13 protein-coding genes are annotated in these 18,722 nt (G+C 70.5%); 6 read left to right on the top strand and 7 right to left on the bottom strand.

The genetic code is table 11. The features are described 5' to 3' along the window. Positions 1 to 33 precede the first annotated feature (33 nt). Positions 34 to 1,902, top strand: a complete 1,869-nt coding sequence (locus ACIPC1_RS26300; RefSeq protein WP_402520987.1) for a hypothetical protein — start codon at positions 34 to 36, stop codon at positions 1,900 to 1,902. 55 nt (positions 1,903 to 1,957) lie between these two features. After that, the gene (locus tag ACIPC1_RS26295; protein ID WP_402520985.1) at positions 1,958 to 2,926 is read left to right on the top strand and encodes an RluA family pseudouridine synthase; all 969 of its coding nucleotides are present in this window, start codon (positions 1,958 to 1,960) and stop codon (positions 2,924 to 2,926) included. On the opposite strand, the gene ACIPC1_RS26290 is transcribed toward ACIPC1_RS26295, so the two are convergent. The 6 genes from ACIPC1_RS26290 to ACIPC1_RS26265 form a co-directional block, all read right to left on the bottom strand. Continuing rightward, entirely contained in the window at positions 2,920 to 4,368 is a 1,449-nt protein-coding gene (locus ACIPC1_RS26290) for a cytochrome P450 (RefSeq protein ID WP_402521421.1), read from the bottom strand. The genes ACIPC1_RS26295 and ACIPC1_RS26290 overlap by 7 nt on opposite strands. Before the next feature lie 123 nt (positions 4,369 to 4,491). After that, entirely contained in the window at positions 4,492 to 5,112 is a 621-nt protein-coding gene (locus tag ACIPC1_RS26285; protein ID WP_402520983.1) for a GTP-binding protein, read from the bottom strand. Continuing rightward, complete coding sequence (locus ACIPC1_RS26280) at positions 5,093 to 5,557, bottom strand: DUF742 domain-containing protein (protein WP_402520981.1); 465 nt, start codon at positions 5,555 to 5,557, stop codon at positions 5,093 to 5,095. Before ACIPC1_RS26280 ends, ACIPC1_RS26285 begins: the two co-directional genes overlap by 20 nt. Further along, positions 5,554 to 5,961, bottom strand: coding sequence for a roadblock/LC7 domain-containing protein (locus ACIPC1_RS26275; protein WP_365434670.1), 408 nt, complete (start codon positions 5,959 to 5,961; stop codon positions 5,554 to 5,556). Before ACIPC1_RS26275 ends, ACIPC1_RS26280 begins: the two co-directional genes overlap by 4 nt. After that, positions 5,958 to 7,547: a sensor histidine kinase gene (locus ACIPC1_RS26270; RefSeq protein ID WP_402520978.1), complete on the bottom strand. Its 1,590-nt coding sequence runs from the start codon at positions 7,545 to 7,547 to the stop codon at positions 5,958 to 5,960. Before ACIPC1_RS26270 ends, ACIPC1_RS26275 begins: the two co-directional genes overlap by 4 nt. A 295-nt stretch (positions 7,548 to 7,842) precedes the next feature. Next, positions 7,843 to 8,469 carry a TetR/AcrR family transcriptional regulator gene (locus ACIPC1_RS26265; protein ID WP_402520976.1) on the bottom strand — a complete coding sequence of 209 codons (627 nt, stop codon included), beginning with the start codon at positions 8,467 to 8,469 and terminating at the stop codon, positions 7,843 to 7,845. Positions 8,470 to 8,656: 187 nt separating this feature from the next. Here ACIPC1_RS26265 and ACIPC1_RS26260 point away from each other — a divergent pair, with 187 nt between their 5' ends. From ACIPC1_RS26260 to atzF, 4 genes are all read left to right on the top strand, one after another. Beyond that, a complete protein-coding gene (locus ACIPC1_RS26260) occupies positions 8,657 to 9,481 on the top strand; it encodes an urea amidolyase associated protein UAAP1 (RefSeq protein ID WP_402520974.1) in 825 nt (274 codons plus the stop codon). After that, a complete protein-coding gene (locus ACIPC1_RS26255; protein WP_402520972.1) occupies positions 9,478 to 10,077 on the top strand; it encodes an urea amidolyase associated protein UAAP2 in 600 nt (199 codons plus the stop codon). Before ACIPC1_RS26260 ends, ACIPC1_RS26255 begins: the two co-directional genes overlap by 4 nt. Beyond that, complete coding sequence (locus ACIPC1_RS26250) at positions 10,074 to 13,598, top strand: 5-oxoprolinase/urea amidolyase family protein (protein ID WP_402520970.1); 3,525 nt, start codon at positions 10,074 to 10,076, stop codon at positions 13,596 to 13,598. Before ACIPC1_RS26255 ends, ACIPC1_RS26250 begins: the two co-directional genes overlap by 4 nt. Before the next feature lie 207 nt (positions 13,599 to 13,805). Continuing rightward, positions 13,806 to 15,473, top strand: coding sequence for an allophanate hydrolase (gene atzF / locus ACIPC1_RS26245; RefSeq protein ID WP_402520968.1), 1,668 nt, complete (start codon positions 13,806 to 13,808; stop codon positions 15,471 to 15,473). Between the two features lie 315 nt (positions 15,474 to 15,788). On the opposite strand, the gene ACIPC1_RS26240 is transcribed toward atzF, so the two are convergent. After that, on the bottom strand, positions 15,789 to 18,653 hold the full coding sequence (locus ACIPC1_RS26240) for a DEAD/DEAH box helicase (protein ID WP_402520966.1): 2,865 nt from the start codon (positions 18,651 to 18,653) through the stop codon (positions 15,789 to 15,791). Positions 18,654 to 18,722 lie beyond the last annotated feature (69 nt).

The raw sequence follows: 18,722 nt of genomic DNA, 5'->3' as shown, positions 1-18,722 counted from the left end.
GCCCCGTACGCTCCGTGTGGAAGGCCTGGGCCGATGACCGAGATCCGGATCGAAGACCTCAAGAAGGCGCTGGACGACCGGGAGCCCCCTGCGGTCGGCGTGTGGAACCGGCTGGAGGGCAGGCCCCGCACCACCGACTTCGACAGGGCGCTACGGGTGGAGGTGCGCGACCCGCTGTGGATGCTCACCCGCCAGTGGCAACTCGGCGAGTTCCGCGGCGCGGACGCCGGGTCGCCGGTGACCGCGACGTACTCGGTCAGTACCGTCTCCCCGAGCCGCTTCAAGCCGGCCGGCGACGGCGCGGTCGAGGATCTGCCGGACGACCGGCCGCTGGAAACGGTCGCCGAGCGGCGCGCACTTCCGTTCGCCTTCGGCGCCGACAAGATCTCCTTCGACCTGCGGCTGGCCATCGGCCGTCGCTGGATGAAGCTCATCGGCCAGAACACGCTGCTCAACGTGCTCGGCCTGAACATCCGTCAGCAGTACATCGCCCTGTATCCGATCGCCCTGCCCGACCCGACGGCGGAAGCGGACACACCGCGGGTGGCGCACCCCGAGGTCTGGTCGACGATGCAGGCGGTCGCGGGACGACGGATGGACGGGTACGAGTTCTACTTGCGTCTCAAGGCCGGTCACCTGGCGTACGAGGGCCTCACCGGCCTCATCCCGGCCCTCCTGCTCCGGGGTGAACTGGTGAAACTGGGCGCCAAACTGGTGACCTGGTTCGACCGGCAGCTCATCGACCAGCCCACCGTCGACCCCGACACACACGCCACCAACGCCACCTGGGATCCCCAGCGTCTTGAGCACCGCTTCTCGGTCGGCGCCGCCACGCCCGAAGGCGGTGAGAAGGTCCTCACCGTGCAGGAATACCCGGGCGGAACGCTCGACTGGCACGCCTTCTCCATCGACCCGGGCGCTCCGCTCGGCGGCGTGGACCCGACCTCCGCCTCGTTCCACCGCACGGTCTTCCCCGCTCCGATCCGGTACTCCGGGATGCCGTTGCCGCGGTGGTGGGCGGTCGAGGACGGCGCGACCAACTTCGCCGCCGTCCGGCCGGACAGCACGGACCTGGCCCGGCTGGTCTTCCTGGAGTTCGCGCTCGTCTACAGCAACGACTGGTTCCAGCTGCCCTGCGACCTGCCCGCGGGGACGTTCGCTTCGATCCAGGGCCTGGCCATGACCGATGTGTTCGGCGAGCAGGTGTGGATCACGCCGGCCGGTACGGGCAGCGACGCCGACTGGCAGCGCTGGTCGATGTTCACCCTGGACACCATCGGTTCGGCGGACGTCCCCGCGGACACCGGCCTGCTGCTGCCGCCCAGCGTGCCGAAGGTCGCGGACGGTCCGGCTCTGGAGGAGGTCGCACTCATCCGCGACGAGATGGCCAACATGGTCTGGGGCGTGGAGACGACCGTGCGCCTTCCCACCGGCGAACCCCGCCGCGGCAGCGAGGTGGCGGCGGAGATCCTCGCCCACCGCCTCCGCCTCAGCCCGCCGACCGGGCCCCTGGACCCGGTCGCCCCCGTCGCCTACGAGGCCATGAACTCCGTCCCCGACAACTGGATCCCTTTCATCCCGGTGCACGTCCCCGACCAGGACCGCGCCATCCGCCTACAGCGCGCCGCCATGCCCGGCGTGGTCGACGGCAACCCGGTCCACCCCCGCACCGGCCTGCTGCGGGAGGGCTTCGACGCCGGAGAGCAGTACTTCGTCAACGAGGAGGAGGTGCCGCAGTCCGGCACCCGCATCTCCGTCTCCTACAACCGCACGCGCTGGCACGACGGCCGGGTCTCCGTCTGGCTCAGCGCCAGTCGCGGTATCGGCCGCGGTGAGGGCTCCAGCGGCCTGGCCTTCGACTTCCTCGCCGACACGACGCCGACGACAGGCGACACTCCGTAGCGGCGGCAGCGCCCTCGGCCGTACGACGCGGTTCCGGCCTCGTACGCTTGACCAGGTGAGACGCAAATCCCGGATCCCGCCCTCCCCCCTGCCGCAGCGAGACGGGGTCGACCCCGTGCGGATCAGGCTGCCGCAGACCGGGGGGTGGGTCACCGTCCGGGAGCATCTGGTGGAACGGCTCGCGCCGCGGACCGAGGTGGTCGACCGGATGCTCTCGGACGGGCTGATCGTCGGCGCGGACGGGCGGCCGGTGACGGGCGACACGGCCTATGAGCCGGGGATGTTCGTGTGGTTCCACCGTGAGCCCCCCGACGAGGAGCGGGTGCCGTTCGCGCTCGACGTCGTGTACCGCGACGAGCACATCGTGGTGGTCGACAAGCCGCACTTCCTCGCCACCAATCCGCGCGGCAGTCACGTAAGGGAGACCGCCCTCGCCCGGCTGCGAGTGGACCTCGGTATCCCGGCGCTCGGCGCCGCACACCGCCTGGACCGGCTGACGGCCGGACTCCTGCTGTTCACGGTGCGGCCCGAGGAGCGCGGCGCATACCAGTCGCTGTTCGGCGCGAGGCTGGTCAGGAAGGAGTACGAGGCCCTCGCCCCGTACTCCCCCGGCCTCGCTCTGCCACGTACCGTCCGCAGCCGGATCCTGAAGGAGCGCGGGGTGATGGCCGCCCGGGAGGTCGAGGGCGAGCCGAACGCCGTCACCCGGGTCGAGCTGCGCGACCGTCGCGACGGCGTCGGGCGCTACCGGCTGACGCCCAGCACCGGGCAGACCCATCAACTCCGGGTCCATATGAACGCGTTGGGCGTGCCGATCCTCGGCGATCCCCTCTACCCGGTGGTGACCGGCCCCGTGCCGTCCGGTGACTTCCGGCGTCCGCTCCAACTGCTGGCGCGGAGGCTGGAGTTCACCGATCCGGTCACGGGGCACGAGCACCGGTTCGTCAGCGGGCGGGTGCTCAAGGCCTGGGCCTCGTACGACGACTGGGCGTCCCCGGGCCCCCTGGCGGAGTCGGCTCAGTAACCCCGCCACCAGCGCAGGAACCGCTGCCAGGCGCCGAGGCGGTGGGCGGGCTCCGGTGCCGGCGCGGGCTGCGGGGCCACCGGCTGCGGCGCGGGCGACTCCGTGCTCTCCGTCGTGACCTGCCAGTTCGGCCGCTGACGCGGCATCGCGTGGAGGGCGGGCAACTGCGTGACGTCCTGCGGGGGTTTCGGCTCGAAGCGCACCGGCAGCTCCACCAGGTGGCGCGAGGACATCGACCCCCGCCAGCGCAACTCGTGTTCGTCGCAGTCGAGTTGGATGTCGGGTACGCGCATCAGCAGCGCGTCGACACCGACGTCGGCGATGGCACGGCCGATGTCCTGGCCCGGGCACTCGTGGGGGCCGCCGCCGAAGGCGAGGTGGGACCGGTTGCCCTGCATGTTGGCGGCGAGGTCGGGGCGTACCTTCGGGTCGACGTTGCCCGGCGCGATCCCGAAGAGCAGTCCGTCACCCTTGCGGATGTGCTTGCCGCCCAACTCCGTGTCCTGCTTGGCGAAGTAGCCGAGTACGGCGCTGAACGGCGGCTCGTCCCACAGGGACTGCTCGACCGCCTCGGGCACCGTCATCTGCCCGCCGTTCAACTGGGCGCGGAAACGCGGGTCGGTGAGGACCATGCGCAGCACGTTGGCGATCAGGTTGGCGGTGGCCTCGTACGCGGCGAGCAGCACGAGCCACAGGTGCTGGGTGACCTCGTCGTCGGTGAGCCGCGCCGGGTGGTTGATGAGGTGGCTGGTGAAGTCCTCCTCGGGCTGGGCGCGGCGGCGGGCTGTCTGCCGTGCCAGGACGCCCTGGACGTACTCGTTGCTGGCGATCGCCGTCTCGGTGCCCTTGAGCAGGTCGCGGGTGGCCTGCACGATGCGGTCGTTGTACTCCTCGGCCATGCCGAGGATCTCGCACATCACGGCCATCGGCAGGTGCTCGGCGAACTGGCCGACCAGGTCGGCCCTGCCCTGCTCGCAGAACTCGTTGACCAGACGCTGGGTGGCACGGTTGATGTGGCGCCGCAGACTGCGGTGGTCGATGGTCGACATGGCGCCGGTGACCGCACCGCGCAGCCGCAGATGCTCGTCGCCCTCGGCGTGGGAGCAGATGGGCTGCCAGGCGATGTGCGGCGCGAGGGGATGGTCGGGGCCCGCCGTGCCGTCCTGGACCGCGGTCCACAGACGGCTGTCGCGCGCGTAGTGCGAGGGGGTGCTCACCATGTGCAGGTTCTCGCCGTGGCCGAGCACGACCCAGATCGGCAGGTCGTTGTGGAGCAGCACGGGGGCGACGGCACCGTGTTCGGCGCGGAGTTTCTCGTACAGGGCCCCCAGGTCCTCGGCCTCGGGTCCGTACAGCCGGCGCAGCCCGCCGGGACCGAGGCCGTGGGCGGGGCAGCCGGGCGGCGGGTCGAGCGTGAGGTCGTCCGTGCCGGTCGGGGACATACCGGTCGGGGAGTGGGATTCAGGCGTCACGGTGATCGCTCCGAAGCTGAAGTGGATCCGGTGTCTTGGGAGTTGGTGTACGTGCCGGTGCGGGGGCGCGTCTTTGTCGGTTCCGTACGGGGCTCAGGCGCTCGACGAGGTCATCGCCAGCGAGTGCAGGAAGCGCATCAGCGTCATCAGGACGTCCCGGCTGGAGGCCCTGCGGCGCGCGTCGCACTGCACGATCGGGATCTCCTCGGCCAGGTCGAGTGCGGCCCGTAGGTCCTCGATCGGGTAGTCGGGGGCGTCCGGGAAGGTGTTTATGGCGACGACGAACGGCACACCGCGTTCCTCCAGGCGGCCGATCACGTCGAAGCTGACCTCCAGACGGCGGGTGTCGATCAGGACGACCGCGCCGAGCGCTCCTTCGAAGAGGCCGTTCCACAGGAACCAGAAGCGCTCCTGGCCCGGCGTTCCGAAGAGGTAGAGCACCAGCTGTTCCGTGATCGAGATACGGCCGAAGTCCATGGCAACGGTGGTGGCCGTCTTGGTCTCGGAGCCGTAGTTGTCGTCGACTCCGATCCCGGCCTGTGTCATGGTCTCCTCCGTGGTCAGCGGCTTGATCTCGCTGACGGAGCCCACCATGGTCGTCTTGCCGACTCCGAAGCCGCCGACGATGACGATCTTCACGGCTGCCTGGGTGGTGTGCGGCAGATGGTCCTCGGCGCGAGGGCCCGTGATGGTGTCAGAGCTTTTGAAGTCCATGCATCACCGCTTCGAGGAGGGAACGGTCGGGGAGCGCCGAGCGGACGATCGGGGCGCGCGCCTGTACCAGTTCGGCCGCCAGCAACTCGGTGAGCAGCACGGTCACCACGCTGACCGGCAGGTTGAGATAGGCCGAGAGTTCGGCCACGGACAGGGGGGCCGTACAGAGCCGGACCAGCGCCGACTTCTCCGGCTGGGCGTTGGGCGGCGGCGCCTCGGCGCGCGCCACGATCAACGTGACCAGGTCGAGAGCGGCCCGGTCGCCACCCTCGGCCCCGCCCGTGAGCAGATATAAGCGCTCGGGGTTCTTCGGGTCCTGGCCCTCCTGCGGAGATCCCTCGTTCGGGGGTCCCCCCTGCGAGGGATCCTCGCTGGGGAGTCCCTCGCCGGGGGGTCCAACGGGTTCTTCCTTGGGGTAGCGCCGTCGGCGTTGCGGAGGAGTCATACGGTCTGCCCGTTGCGCCGTGGCGGACTCGTCAGATGGGCTCCGATCCGGACGACCAGGTCGCGCATGCGGTTGCTCATCAGTCCGGGCTCGGCCGTCTGGTTGGCGAGGACCGCGAGATAGGCGTTGGGCCCTGCCGACATCAGGTAGAAATAGCCGCCGTTGATCTCGATGATGACCATGCGCATCCGGCCGTCGCTATTGGGGATCTCGCCCGCGACGGCTCCGGCCAGGCTCTGCAGGCCCGCGCAGGCCGCGGCGACGCGGTCGGCAGCGTCCGGGTCACCGCCGTACCGGGCGATACGCAGTCCGTCGGCGGAGAGCACCACGATCTGCTGGACCCCCGGTACGCCGTCGGCGAGTTCCTTCAGCATCCAGTCGAAGTTGGCGCGCTGCTGGATCACTTGAGGTCCCCTTCGTCGTCGGCCTCCACAGGGGCCGGCTTGGTGTTCGTGCCGGATGCGGCCGCCGGGTCCGGGTCGCCCTTGAGCCCTTCCATGAACGCCTCGACCCACAGGCCGGGTTCGGGCTCCTTCTCCTCCGGCACGGGTGCGGCCGCCCACGCGGGCGTCGCCGCGGCGGCCGCTTCCGCGGCCTCGGCGTCCGCCCGGGCCTCGGCGATCCGCTGACTGAAGGAGACCTTGACCCGACTGCGGCGCTGCGGCAGGCCGTTGGCCGTCCACTCGGTGACCTGCGGGACGTCGTCCTCCATGGCGCCGAGCGGGGTGGAGACCCGGGGGCCGGTGGTCGGGCGGCGCTTCTTGGGCTTGCGGTTGGGGCCCTCGACTCCGTCGGTGTCCATGGTCGGGACGGAGGCGATGCCGATGCCGTGCGCGAGACCGGGGGCGTCGTCGGTGGTGAGCATGACCCGCGGCGCGACGAGGACGGCGCGGACACCGCCGTACGCGGACTGCCTGAGCGAGACCTGCAGGTTGTACATCTTGGAGAGGCGACCGACGACGGCCATGCCGAGCCGCGGGTTCGCACCGAGGGAGTCCATGTCGACGCCGAGGGCGGCCTGCCGGAGCATCTCCTCGGCCTTGCCGCGGGCCTCGTCGCTGAGGCTGACGCCGCCGTCCTCGATCTCGATGGCGATGCCGGTCTGCACCTCCAGGGCGGTGACGTGCACCTTGGTGTGCGGCGGCGAGTAGCGCGTGGCGTTGTCGAGGAGTTCGGCGACGGCGTGGATGAGCGGTTCGACGGACACGCCGTTGACGGCGACCTCGACGACGTTGTGCAGCTCGATGCGGCGGTACTCCAGGATGCGTGACATCGCGCCGCGCAGCACGCTGAACAGCGGTACGGGCTCGGGCCATTGACGTCCTGGACGGCCGCCGCCGAGCACCGCGATGGAGTCGGCGAGGCGGCCGATCAGCGCGGTGCCGTGGTCGATGCGCAGGAGGTCGTCGAAGACCTCGGGGTTGCGGCCGTGGTCCTCCTCCATCTCGCGGAGTTCCTTGTTCTGCTGGTGGACGATCGCCTGGACGCGCCGGGCGATGTTGACGAAGGCGCGCTGCGCGGAGTCGCGCATCGCCTCCTCACGGTCGATGATCTTGAGCACGGTCTTCAGCAACTCGCGCTGCGGCCCGGGGAGTTCACCGAGGTCCGGATCGGTCTCGTGCAGGGTGCGGAGAACCTCCGCCGGATTCGCGCCGGCGTGCAGCCGGGCGAGCCCGACGGGCAGCACCTCGTGGGTGAAGAACAGGATCTCCTGGTCATGGGCGGCGATGCGCTGTTGCAGGTATGCGGTGCGCCGGGCCAGATCCGCGCGCAGATCGCGGGCGACGCGGCCGCGCCGGACGGCTTCGGCGCCGATCGCGATGACCAGGAGCGTCGCGATGGCTCCGCACCAGCCGACGGCGGCACGGGCCGGATCCGTCACCACGGCGACGGCGGCTCCGGTCGCCACGGCCATCACTATGGCCGGCAGCAACAGCACGCGCGCGTAGGGAAGTTCGCGGCCACCGGGAGGCGATTGAACACTCACCATGTATGCCCTCTGAGACAAGTCGACTGGGGAATCGGGGAGGTTTGCCGGTAAAACGGCATGGGTCAAACCGAATCTTCGTAACTTTTGGGAACAAGCGCACGAATACATCTCAACTCGGTGCGCTGCGGGCGAGCTTAGTCCGACCGGATCATCGCCGTGTCATATTCAGCAAGCACCTGAAATCACCCTCGGGACTGGAGTACTCTCGGCTCCATTTACACGCTACGGGTCCATTCGAACACGGCGTGTGACGACGTACGGGCATACGAAACCGCACGCCGAGCGTCCCGAGTGGTCAGACTCCGGCGATGCGGAGCGCCGCGTCCGCGGTGGCCTCGGCGAACGCGGACACCGGTCGTTCCGGATCGGAGCGGTGCACGAGGATCACGCCCTCGATGAGGCCGAACACCAGATCCGTCCGAAGGTCCAGCTCACCCTTGGCGAGCACCCCCCCGGCCGCCGTGGCCGCGAGCAACTGCCGGTAGGTGTCCTTGAGTTCGGCCCGTACGGCATGGAAGCCGGCGAAGCGCTCGGTGCGCACCTCGGGCAGCAGATAGAGCCCGCCCAGATTGTGCGGGCCGTCGCAGAGCAACTCGACGTCCGTGCGGCACAGCTCCCAGAGGCGGCCCTCCGCCGGGATCGCGTCGTCCGCGAGAAGTTCCCGGGCGAGGGCGAGCGAGGGTGTGACCGTGGACTCCAGGAGCTCGGCGAGGAGCTCCTCCTTGCCGGAGACGTAGTGGTACATCGACGCCTGGCGCATGCCCGCCCGTTCGGCGACGGCACGCGTGGTCGTGGCGGCGTATCCCCGGGTCGTGAACAACTCGGCGGCTGCGTCGAGCAGTTCGTCGCGCGGCGACAGACCACTGTCCGGCCGCTGATCCGCCCGCGGTCGGCCGACCCGTCGTCCACCACCGGTTCCCATGTGTTCGATCCTCGCACACCGGGTCACGCGGCCATCATCGTGAGGGATCGGTAACCGGACGGCAACGCATGAGACACGGCGCCGACCCTCCCCGCTCCTAATTTCTGTCGAGCGACAGAAATGATTTCGACCGACAGAAACACCAGAGATCGTCGACCGAAGGAAACACCGGAGCCGGAGGCCCGCGATGGCGACAGCAACCCCACACGGCGCACGCGCCCACGCCCGCTCCCAGGACGGGACCCGCACCGAGGCCATGCCCGTGGTCCCGGCGAGCGGCTGGCCCGCGCCGCCCTGCGAGGCGGGCCATCTGGTGTGGGCGGAGACGGTGGCGGGCGGCAACTACACGCACCGGGTGCTGGCCCGCGGCACCGAGCTGCGCCTCACCGACCTGACCGGCGATGCCTGCGCGCATCTGCTCCTGTACGTCGCCGACCGCCCGTGGGAGCGCCTGAACGTGGCGGACACGGTCAAGGTCCAGTGGAACGCGTACCTGGGTGAGGGACAGCTCCTGCTGTCCGACCAGGGCCGCGTGCTCGCCTCGCTGATCGCCGACACCTCCGGACGGCACGACGCGCTGTGCGGCACCTCCACACTCGTACGCAACACCGAGCGGTACGGGGACGGGGCGCCGCAGTCCGCGTCCCCGGCCGGCCGCGAGCTGTTCAAACTGGCCGCGGCCAAGAACGGACTCGAACCGCGCGATCTGCCGCCCTCGCTCTCCTTCTTCCAGGGCGTGGAGGTACGCGACGACGGCTCCCTCGACTTCACCGGCTCGGCCGGTGAAGGCGGCAGCATGACCCTGCGCGCCGAGCAGGACGTCACCGTGCTGCTGGCGAACGTGCCGCACCCGGCCGATCCGCGTGCGGAGTACGTCAGTTCACCGCTGGAGGTGCTCGCCTGGCGCTCGGAGGCGACCAAGCCGGGCGATCCGCTGTGGGAGGCCACACCCGAGGGCCGCCGGGCCTTCCTGAACACCGCCGAATTCCTTGCCGCGAGGGGGCTCATATGAAGACCGTGGAAGTACCGGCCCGCGCCGCCTGGTCCGCCGTCCTGCGCGAGGGCGAGACGCTCACCATCACCGACCTGCACGGCAACCAGGCCGTCGACTTCCTGGTGTACGACGCCCACGACACGGCCGTCCGCTACAGCGCGCCCGACACGATCCACGCGCAGGGCAACCTCTTCCTCACCACCGGCAGCGTGCTCATGTCGAACGAGCACACCCCGCTGATGACCGTCGTCGAGGACGAGGTCGGCCGGCACGACACGGTCGGCGGCGCCTGCTCCAAGGAGTCGAACACCCTCCGGTACGGGCATCACACCTGGTCGCAGCACGCGTGCGTGGATAACTTCCTCGCGGAGGGCGCCAAGTACGGCCTGGGCAAGCGGGATCTGGTCTCGAACATCAACTGGTACATGAACGTGCCGGTCGAGAAGGACGGCACCCTCGGCATCGTGGACGGCATCTCCGCCCCCGGCCTGAAACTGACCCTGCGCGCCGAGCGCGACGTGCTCGTGCTGGTCTCCAACTGCCCCCAGATCAACAACCCTTGCAACGGCTTCGAGCCGACCGCGGTCCAGATGACCCTTGGGGCTTCGGAATGACCTTCGACACGCTGCTGATCGCCAACCGGGGCGAGATCGCGGTCCGGATCATCCGGACCGCGCGCGAACTCGGCCTGCGCACGGTGGCGGTGTACTCCGACCCGGACCGCTCGGCACCTCACGTACGGCTCGCGGACGAGGCGGTACGGCTCGGACCCGCGCCCGCCAAGGAGTCGTACCTCGACGCCGAACTCGTCCTCAGGGCGGCGAAGGACACCGGCGCCGGGGCGATCCACCCCGGCTACGGCTTCCTCTCCGAGGACGCGGCCTTCGCGCGGCGCTGCGCGGAGGCGGGAATCGTCTTCGTGGGCCCGACGCCGGAGCAGCTGGAGCTGTTCGGGGCCAAGCACACGGCCCGTGCGGCGGCGCAGGCGGCCGGAGTGCCCCTGGCGCCGGGCACGGGGCTGCTCACCGACCTGGCCGAGGCCCTGCGCGAGGCCGGGCGCATCGGCTATCCCGTGATGCTCAAGGCCACCGGCGGCGGCGGTGGCATCGGCATGTCGGCCTGTCGCTCGGCCGACGAGCTGGCCGAGGCCTGGGAGAGCGTGCAACGCGTCGCCGCGGCCTCCTTCTCCTCGGCAGGGGTGTTCCTGGAGCGGCTCGTGGAGCGCGCCCGCCATGTCGAGGTGCAGGTCTTCGGCGACGGCCGGGGCCGCGTCGTCACCTTCGGCGACCGCGACTGCTCGCTCCAGCGCCGCAACCAGAAGGTGCTGGAGGAGGCCCCCGCACCCGGCCTCCCTCCCTCCGTGCGCAAGCAACTCGCCTCGGCAGCACGCGACTTGTGCGCTTCGGTGGACTACCGCTCGGCCGGCACCGTCGAGTTCGTGTACGACGCCGTCCGCGAGGAGGCGTACTTCCTGGAGGTCAACACCCGTCTCCAGGTGGAGCATCCGGTCACCGAGGAGATCTACGGGGTCGACCTCGTCGCCTGGATGCTGCGCCTGGCGCGCGGGGAGTCGGATGTCGTACGGGAACCCGGGGCGCCGCGCGGTCATGCCGTCGAGGCGCGGGTGTACGCCGAGGATCCCACGCGTGAACACCGGCCCAGCGCGGGCCTGTTGACGCGGGTCGAGTTCCCCGGGGGCGTCCGCGTGGACGGCTGGGTGGAGACGGGGACGGAGGTCACCACCTCGTACGACCCGATGCTCGCGAAGGTCATCGCGTACGGCTCGGACCGGGCGCACGCGCTGGAACGGCTGGACGAGGCGCTGGCCAGGACCCGGGTCGACGGTATCGAGACGAACCTCGGGCTGGTGCGCGCGGCGCTGTCGCAGGAGTCCTTCCGGGCCGCCACGCATTCGACGGCGACGCTCGCCGAGATCGCCGATCCGACCCCGCGGGTCGAGGTCGTCTCGGGCGGAACGCTCACCACCGTCCAGGACTGGCCGGGCCGCACGGGCTACTGGCAGGTCGGCGTGCCGCCATGCGGACCGATGGACGACCTGTCCTTCCGCCTCGGCAACCGGGCCCTCGGCAACCACGAGGGCACACCCGGTCTGGAGTGCACGCTCCAGGGGCCGGCCCTGCGCTTCACCCACGCCACGACCGTGTGCGTGACGGGCGCTCCGGCGCCGGTCACCGTGGACGGTAAGGCAGTTGCGCAGTGGGAGCCGGTCACGGTGCCTGCGGGGGCCGTCCTGAAGATCGGCGCTCCCGCCGAACACGGACTGCGCACGTACGTTCTCCTCGCGGGCGGCGGCCTGGACGTGCCCGCGTTCCTGGGCAGCGCCTCCACCTTCACGCTGGGCCGGTTCGGTGGCCACGGGGGGCGGGCGCTGCGGACGGGCGACGTGCTGCACGGGGGCTCGGTGGTCCCGGGCACTCCGGTGCCGGCTGCCGACCGACCGGTCTTCGGCGCGCGCTGGCACGTCGGCGCGCTCGAAGGGCCGCACGCCGCACCGGAGTTCTTCACCGAGGAGGACATCCACGACTTCTACGCCGCCGACTGGAAGGTCCATTTCAACTCGGCGCGCACGGGCGTACGGCTGGTCGGTCCGAAACCCCGCTGGGCACGCAAGGACGGCGGTGAGGCGGGCCTGCACCCGTCCAACATCCACGACACGCCCTACTCGGTGGGCGCCGTCGACTACACCGGTGACATGCCGGTGCTGCTCGGCCCGGACGGCCCCTCGCTCGGCGGCTTCGTCTGCCCGGCGACGGTCGCCGGCTCGGAACGCTGGAAGCTGGGGCAGCTGCGCCCCGGTGACACGGTACGGTTCGCGCCGGTCGCCGAGGACGGCTCGACGCGGGCCGCGATCGTCGACGGCGGCGTCCTCGCGCGGGACGGCGACGTGACGTACCGGCGCAGCGGCGACGACAACCTGCTGGTCGAATTCGGCCCCATGCAGCTGGACTTGGCCTTGCGCATGCGCGTGCACGCCCTCATGGAGGCGGTGGCCGAAGCCGCACTGGACGGCGTCACGGACCTCACCCCGGGCATCCGTTCCCTACAGATCCAGCTGGATCCGCGACGCCTGCCACAGCGCGAACTCCTCGCGGCCGTACGGCAGATCGTCGAGAACCTCCCGCCGAGCGACCAACTGGTGGTCCCTTCCCGCACCGTTCACCTCCCCCTCTCCTGGGACGACCCCGCCACCCGTGAGGCGATCGCCCGCTACATGACGGGCGTCCGCGACGACGCGCCCTGGTGCCCGTGGAACATCGAGTTCATCCGCCGTGTGAACGGCCTCGACTCGGTGGACGACGTGTACCGCACGGTCTTCGACGCCGAATACCTCGTACTGGGCCTCGGCGACGTGTACTTGGGCGCCCCCGTGGCGACGCCACTGGACCCTCGCCACCGTCTCGTCACCACCAAGTACAACCCGGCACGCACCTGGACCGCCGAGAACTCGGTCGGCATCGGCGGCGCCTACCTCTGCATCTACGGCATGGAAGGTCCCGGCGGCTACCAGTTCGTCGGCCGTACGACCCAGGTGTGGTCGCCCTGGCAGCAGCGCGGCGCGTTCGAGCCGGGCTCGCCCTGGCTGCTGCGCTTCTTCGACCGCGTCAAGTGGTACCCCGTCGAGCCCGACGAACTCCTCGACCTGCGCGCCGACATCCTCTCCGGCCGCTTCGTCCCACGCATCGAGGAGGGCGAGTTCTCCCTCGCCGCGTACGAGTCCTTCCTCACCGAGAACGCCGACTCCATCGCGGAGTTCCGGGCCCGGCAGGGCGGCGCCTTCTCCGCGGAGCGGGACGCCTGGGAGGCGGCCGGCGAGTTCACCCGGGCGGAGGCCGTGTCGGCTCCGGCATCTCCGGCCACCGAGGTGACCGTCCCCGCGGGCGGCCGCCTCATCGAGGCCGAATTCGCCGCCTCCGTATGGCAGTTGAACGTCCGCCCCGGCGACGAGGTGACCCTCGGCCAGCCCCTCCTCTCCCTGGAGGCCATGAAAATGGAGTCCAGAGTCCCCGCCCCGATGAGCGGCGTGGTGGCAGAGATCCTGGCAAAACCGGGGGACCAGGTGGAGGCGGGGACGGCTCTGATGGTCCTGGCGCCGGCGAGTCTGACAGTGTCTTGAAGTCCCCCTGGGTGTGGTGTGTGGGCAGCACCCTGAATCCCCCGCACGGCGGGTGGGCAGCACCCTGAATCCCGCCCACGGCGTGCGGGCAGACCCTTAATCCCGCGCACGGCGTGTGGGCAGGCGTTCCGCAGGGCGGAACGGGTGGGCACACGCCACCCACCGGCCCGCAGTCGAGCACGAGACCCCAGCCAAGGAGCACCACCGATGTCGTCCCCCACCCCCACCCTCACCCGAGTCCACAGGGCCTACGCCCGCATCGAGGCAACCGACCGCCCCGAGGTCTGGATCGACCTGCGCCCCCGGGCAGAGGTCGAGATGGAGGCGCGCGTCATCGACGAGCGAGTCGCCACAGGCGACCGCCTCCCCCTCGCAGGCAAGCTCTTCGCCGCGAAGGGCAACATCGACGTGGCGGGCCTCCGCACCACCGCCGGCTGCCCGGCATACGCGTACACCCCGGAGGGCGACGCCCCGGTGGTCGCCCGCCTCCGCGCGGCCGGCGCGATCGTCCTCGGCACCACGAACCTCGACCAGTTCGCCACCGGCCTGGTCGGCACTCGCTCCCCCCACGGCGCCGTACGGAACGCCGTCGACCCGGCCAGGATCAGCGGCGGCTCCAGCTCGGGATCAGCCGTCGCCGTAGCCCTGGGAATCGTCGACTTCGCCCTCGGCACCGACACGGCGGGGTCAGGCCGCGTCCCCGCCGCCTTCAACGGCATCGTCGGCCTCAAACCCACCCGCGGCCTGGTCCCCACGACCGGCGTGGTCCCCGCCTGCGCCTCCCTCGACTGCGTGACCGTCTTCGCCCGTACGCTCCCGGAGGCCGAGCAGGCCCTCGCGCACATGACCTCGCCGCCGGACCGCGACCTGCCCGCACTCCCCCAGCGGACGCCCGGCCCATGGCGTATCGCCGTCGCCACCCCGGCACAACTCGGCGAGCTGGACGAGGGCTGGGCGACGGCGTACGAGAGGGCGGCCGACCAACTCGGCTCGGCGGGAGCCGAGTTGCACACCATCGACCTCAGCCCCTTCACCGAGGCGGCCGCGATGCTGTACGAGGGCGCGTTCGTGGCCGAGCGCTACACCGCCGTAGGGGGCTTTGTCGACAAGTTGATCAGCGAGGGTGGCGAGGGTCTCGATCCGACGGTCGCGGGGATCATCACCCGCGCCCGGGACATTCCGGCCCACCAGCTGTACGCCGACCAGGACCGTCTGGCGGCCCTGCGCACCCGCGCCCTCGCCCAACTCGCCGAGGCAGACGCCCTGTTGCTGCCGACGGCCCCGGGCCACCCCACCCTCGCCGAGGTCGCCGCCGACCCGCTGGGCGCCAACGCCCGCCTCGGCCGCTTCACCAACTCCACGAACCTCTTCGACCTCGCGGCGGTCGCCGTACCCGCCGGCACCGTGGACGGACTGCCCTTCGGCGTGATGCTGATCGGCCCGGCATTCACCGACGAGCGCCTCGCGCGAATCGCCCGCCTGCTCCAGCCGCAGCTCCGGATCGCGGTGGTGGGCGCACACCTGTCGGGCCAGCCCCTCAACGGCCAACTCCTCACCCTGGGAGCCGAGTGGGAACGTACGACAACCACGGCACCCGCCTACCGCCTGCACGCACTGTCCACCACACCGCCCAAGCCCGGCCTGGTCCACATCGGTGAAGGCGGCGCCGCCATCGAGGCCGAAGTGTGGCGTCTCCCCGCCGAGGGCCTCGGCCGCCTGCTCGCCGAACTGCCCCGCCCGATGACCCTCGGCCGCGTCGAACTGGCCGACGGCGGTCACGTCCCCGGCTTCCTGTGCGAACCATCGGCGCTCGATGGAGCCGAGGACATCACCAGGTACGGAGGCTGGCGCTCTTACCTCCGGGCCCACACCTGAAATTTTCAGCCCCTCCGACGCTTGAGGAGCGGGGGTTCAAGGGGGCGCAGCCCCTGGCAGGGGTCCAAGGGGCACAGCCCTGGCAGGGGTCCAAGGGGCACAGCCCCTGGCGGAGGTCCAAGGGGCAGCGCCGCTAGGCAGGGATCCAAGGGGCGCAGCCCCTGGCGGGGGTCCAGGGGGGCAGCGCCCCCTGGCGGGGCCTGGGGCAGCGCCCCAGAGGAACGGGAAGGGCAGGGGCGGAGGGGGCGAAAAACTCCCCCGCTCTCCCTCCCCCACCCACCCGCTCCGCCAGATCCCACCCGCCCCCACCAAAAGTCACCCCACCGACGAGTACGCCACCACCCCCCGCAGCAGTCCATCCACCGCCTTACGCGCGTTCTTCGCGACCGTAGAGCCGGCCGCCGCCCCGGAAACAGGCGCAGCGGCCGAGATCTGCCCCAGCACATCGATCACCTGCTTGCACCACCGCACAAAGTCCCCCGCAGGCATCTCCGCCTCCCGCAGCACCTCGTCGAGCCCCTTGCCGGAGGCCCACTCATAAGCGGCCCACGCGAACCCCAGATCCGGCTCGCGCTGCCCGACACCCTCGGTCTGGGTGATCCCGAAGTCCTCCTCCAGGGCATCGAGGCGCCCCCAGATCCGCACCATCTCAGCGAGCGCGGCCTTCGCCTTGCCGGACGGCACCTTCGGCGCCATCGCATCGTCGGCGACCCGGGACTCGTACACCAACGCCGAGATGCAGGCGGCGAGTTCGGGCGGACTGAGCCCCTCCCAGACGCCGGCCCGCAGACATTCACTGGCGAGCAGGTCGAGCTCGCCGTACAGGCGCGCGAGCCGCTTACCGTGCTCGGTGACGTCGTTGCCCCGCAGATAGTCGAGCTCGGTGAGGAGCGCGACGATCCGGTCGAAGGTGCGGGCGATGGTGTTCGTCCGGCCCTCGATACGCCGCTCCAGCTGTGAGGTGTCCCGCAGCAGCCGGTGGTAGCGCTCGGCCCAACGGGCGTGGTCCTCACGGTCGTTGCACCCGTGGCAGGGATGCGCCCGGATAGCCGTACGCAGCTGGGCGATCTCGCGGTCGTCGGCGGCCTCGGCCCGCTTCTTGCGGTGCCGGTCGGCGACGATGTGCCCGGCCTTGGTACGCAGCGCGGACGCCAGATCGCGGCGCGACTGCGGCGAACGCGCGTTGAAGCTCTTCGGGATCCGCATCCGCTCCAGCGCCTCGACCGGCACCGGAAAGTCCATCGAGGCCAGCCGCTTCACCTGGCGCTCGGCGGTGAGCACCAGCGGGCGCGGGCCGTCGTGCTGCTCGAACCCCCGGTGGCCGTTGGACCGCCCGGCGGGCAGCCCGGGGTCCAACACCAGTGCGAGACCTGCGTACTTGCCGGTCGGGACGTGGATGACATCGCCGGGCTTGAGCTTCTCGAGCGCGACGGCCGCCTCCGCGCGCCGCTGCGCCGCACCCTGTTTGGCCAGCTCGGTCTCACGGTCCTTGAGCTCGCGGCGCAGCCGCATGTACTCCTCGAAGTCCCCGAGGTGGCAGGTCATCGACTCCTTGTAGCCGTCGAGACCCTCCTCGTTGCGCTGCACCTGCCGGGAGATCCCGACGACCGACTTGTCGGCCTGGAACTGCGCGAAGGACGTCTCGAGCAGCTCGCGCGAGCGGTGCCGCCCGAACTGCTCGACCAGGTTGACGGCCATGTTGTACGACGGCTTGAAGCTGGAGCGCAGCGGGTACGTGCGGGTGCCCGCGAGTCCCGCCAGGTGATCGGGGCTGATGCCGCGCTGCCACAGCACCACCGCGTGGCCCTCGACATCGATGCCGCGGCGCCCCGCGCGGCCGGTCAGCTGGGTGTACTCACCGGGTGTGATGTCGGCATGCTGCTCGCCGTTCCACTTGACGAGCTTCTCCAACACCACCGAACGGGCAGGCATGTTGATGCCCAGCGCCAGGGTCTCGGTCGCGAACACCGCCTTCACCAGGCCGCGTACGAAGAGTTCCTCGACAACCTCCTTGAACGTCGGCAGCATGCCCGCATGGTGGGCCGCGATGCCGCGCTCCAGGCCCTCAAGGAACTCGTAGTAGCCCAGGACGTGCAGGTCCTCGGTGGGGATGGCGGCCGTGCGCTCTTCGACGAGTTCGCGCACCCTCACGCGCGCGTCGTCGTCGTTCAGCCGCAGGCCCGCGTACAGGCACTGCTGGACGGCGGCCTCGCAGGCCGCGCGGCTGAAGATGAACGTGATGGCGGGCAGCAGCCCTTCGGCGTCCAGCCGTTCGATGACCTCGGGCCTGCTCGGCGTCCACACCCGTGAGCGCTGTCTGCGCTCGCGCTCCCGGTCCGCGTCGCGCATCGCGCGACCCCGTTTGCGGTCCTGGTACGACGGGCGGCTCGCCTCCATCCGCGCCAGCCGCGTGAGGTCGGGGTTGACCGCCTTCTTGTGGCCCTCCCCCTCCTCGAAGAGGTCGTACATCCGCCGTCCGGCCAGTACATGCTGGAACAGCGGCACGGGCCGGTGCTCGGAGACGATCACCTGGGTGTCACCGCGCACGGTGTCCAGCCAGTCACCGAACTCCTCCGCGTTCGACACCGTCGCCGAGAGCGACACCAGGGTCACCGATTCGGGAAGGTGAATGATCACTTCTTCCCAGACGGCCCCACGGAACCGGTCGGAGAGGTAGTGCACCTCGTCCATCACGACGTAGCCGAGTCCGAGGAGGGTCTGCGAACCCGCGTACAGCATGTTGCGCAGCACCTCGGTGGTCATCACGACCACGGGAGCCTCGGAGTTGACACTGTTGTCGCCGGTGAGCAGGCCGACCTTGTCCGCGCCGTAACGTCGGCAGAGGTCGGCGTACTTCTGGTTGGAAAGTGCCTTGATCGGCGTCGTGTAGAAGCACTTCTTGCCCTGCTGGAGGGCGAGATGGACGGCGAACTCGCCGACGATCGTCTTGCCGGAGCCGGTGGGCGCGGCCACAAGTACACCCTTGCCCGCTTCGAGCGCCTGGCAGGCCTCGATCTGGAAGGGGTCGAGGCCGAAGTCGTACATCTCGCGGAAGCCGGCGAGAGCGGTGGCCTGCTCGACAGCGCGCTTCCGTGCTGCCGCGTACCGCTCGGCCGGAGAGAGTTCCTCTGTCATCGTGCTTTTGAGACTACCGGCAGCCACTGACAACACAACGATCAATATCCGGATCCACACCCGCGAAACCCGGAGGTCCCCGCAGCTCAGGCAAGAGGCCCCACCACCGTCACA

Source organism: Streptomyces sp. NPDC087263, assembly GCF_044744645.1.
Classification (GTDB): domain Bacteria; phylum Actinomycetota; class Actinomycetes; order Streptomycetales; family Streptomycetaceae; genus Streptomyces.
This window is presented reverse-complemented; position numbering and strand designations above follow the sequence as displayed.

What these genes read in the sequence shown, in the direction of transcription:
- ACIPC1_RS26300 (WP_402520987.1), top strand. Translation starts at nt 34, where the DNA reads ATGACCGAGATCCGGATCGAAGACCTCAAGAAGGCGCTGGACGACCGG.
- ACIPC1_RS26290 (WP_402521421.1), bottom strand. Translation starts at nt 4,368, where the DNA reads ATGTCCCCGACCGGCACGGACGACCTCACGCTCGACCCGCCGCCCGGC.
- ACIPC1_RS26285 (WP_402520983.1), bottom strand. Translation starts at nt 5,112, where the DNA reads ATGGACTTCAAAAGCTCTGACACCATCACGGGCCCTCGCGCCGAGGAC.
- ACIPC1_RS26280 (WP_402520981.1), bottom strand. Translation starts at nt 5,557, where the DNA reads ATGACTCCTCCGCAACGCCGACGGCGCTACCCCAAGGAAGAACCCGTT.
- ACIPC1_RS26270 (WP_402520978.1), bottom strand. Translation starts at nt 7,547, where the DNA reads ATGGTGAGTGTTCAATCGCCTCCCGGTGGCCGCGAACTTCCCTACGCG.
- ACIPC1_RS26265 (WP_402520976.1), bottom strand. Translation starts at nt 8,469, where the DNA reads ATGGGAACCGGTGGTGGACGACGGGTCGGCCGACCGCGGGCGGATCAG.
- ACIPC1_RS26260 (WP_402520974.1), top strand. Translation starts at nt 8,657, where the DNA reads ATGGCGACAGCAACCCCACACGGCGCACGCGCCCACGCCCGCTCCCAG.
- ACIPC1_RS26255 (WP_402520972.1), top strand. Translation starts at nt 9,478, where the DNA reads ATGAAGACCGTGGAAGTACCGGCCCGCGCCGCCTGGTCCGCCGTCCTG.
- ACIPC1_RS26250 (WP_402520970.1), top strand. Translation starts at nt 10,074, where the DNA reads ATGACCTTCGACACGCTGCTGATCGCCAACCGGGGCGAGATCGCGGTC.
- atzF (WP_402520968.1), top strand. Translation starts at nt 13,806, where the DNA reads ATGTCGTCCCCCACCCCCACCCTCACCCGAGTCCACAGGGCCTACGCC.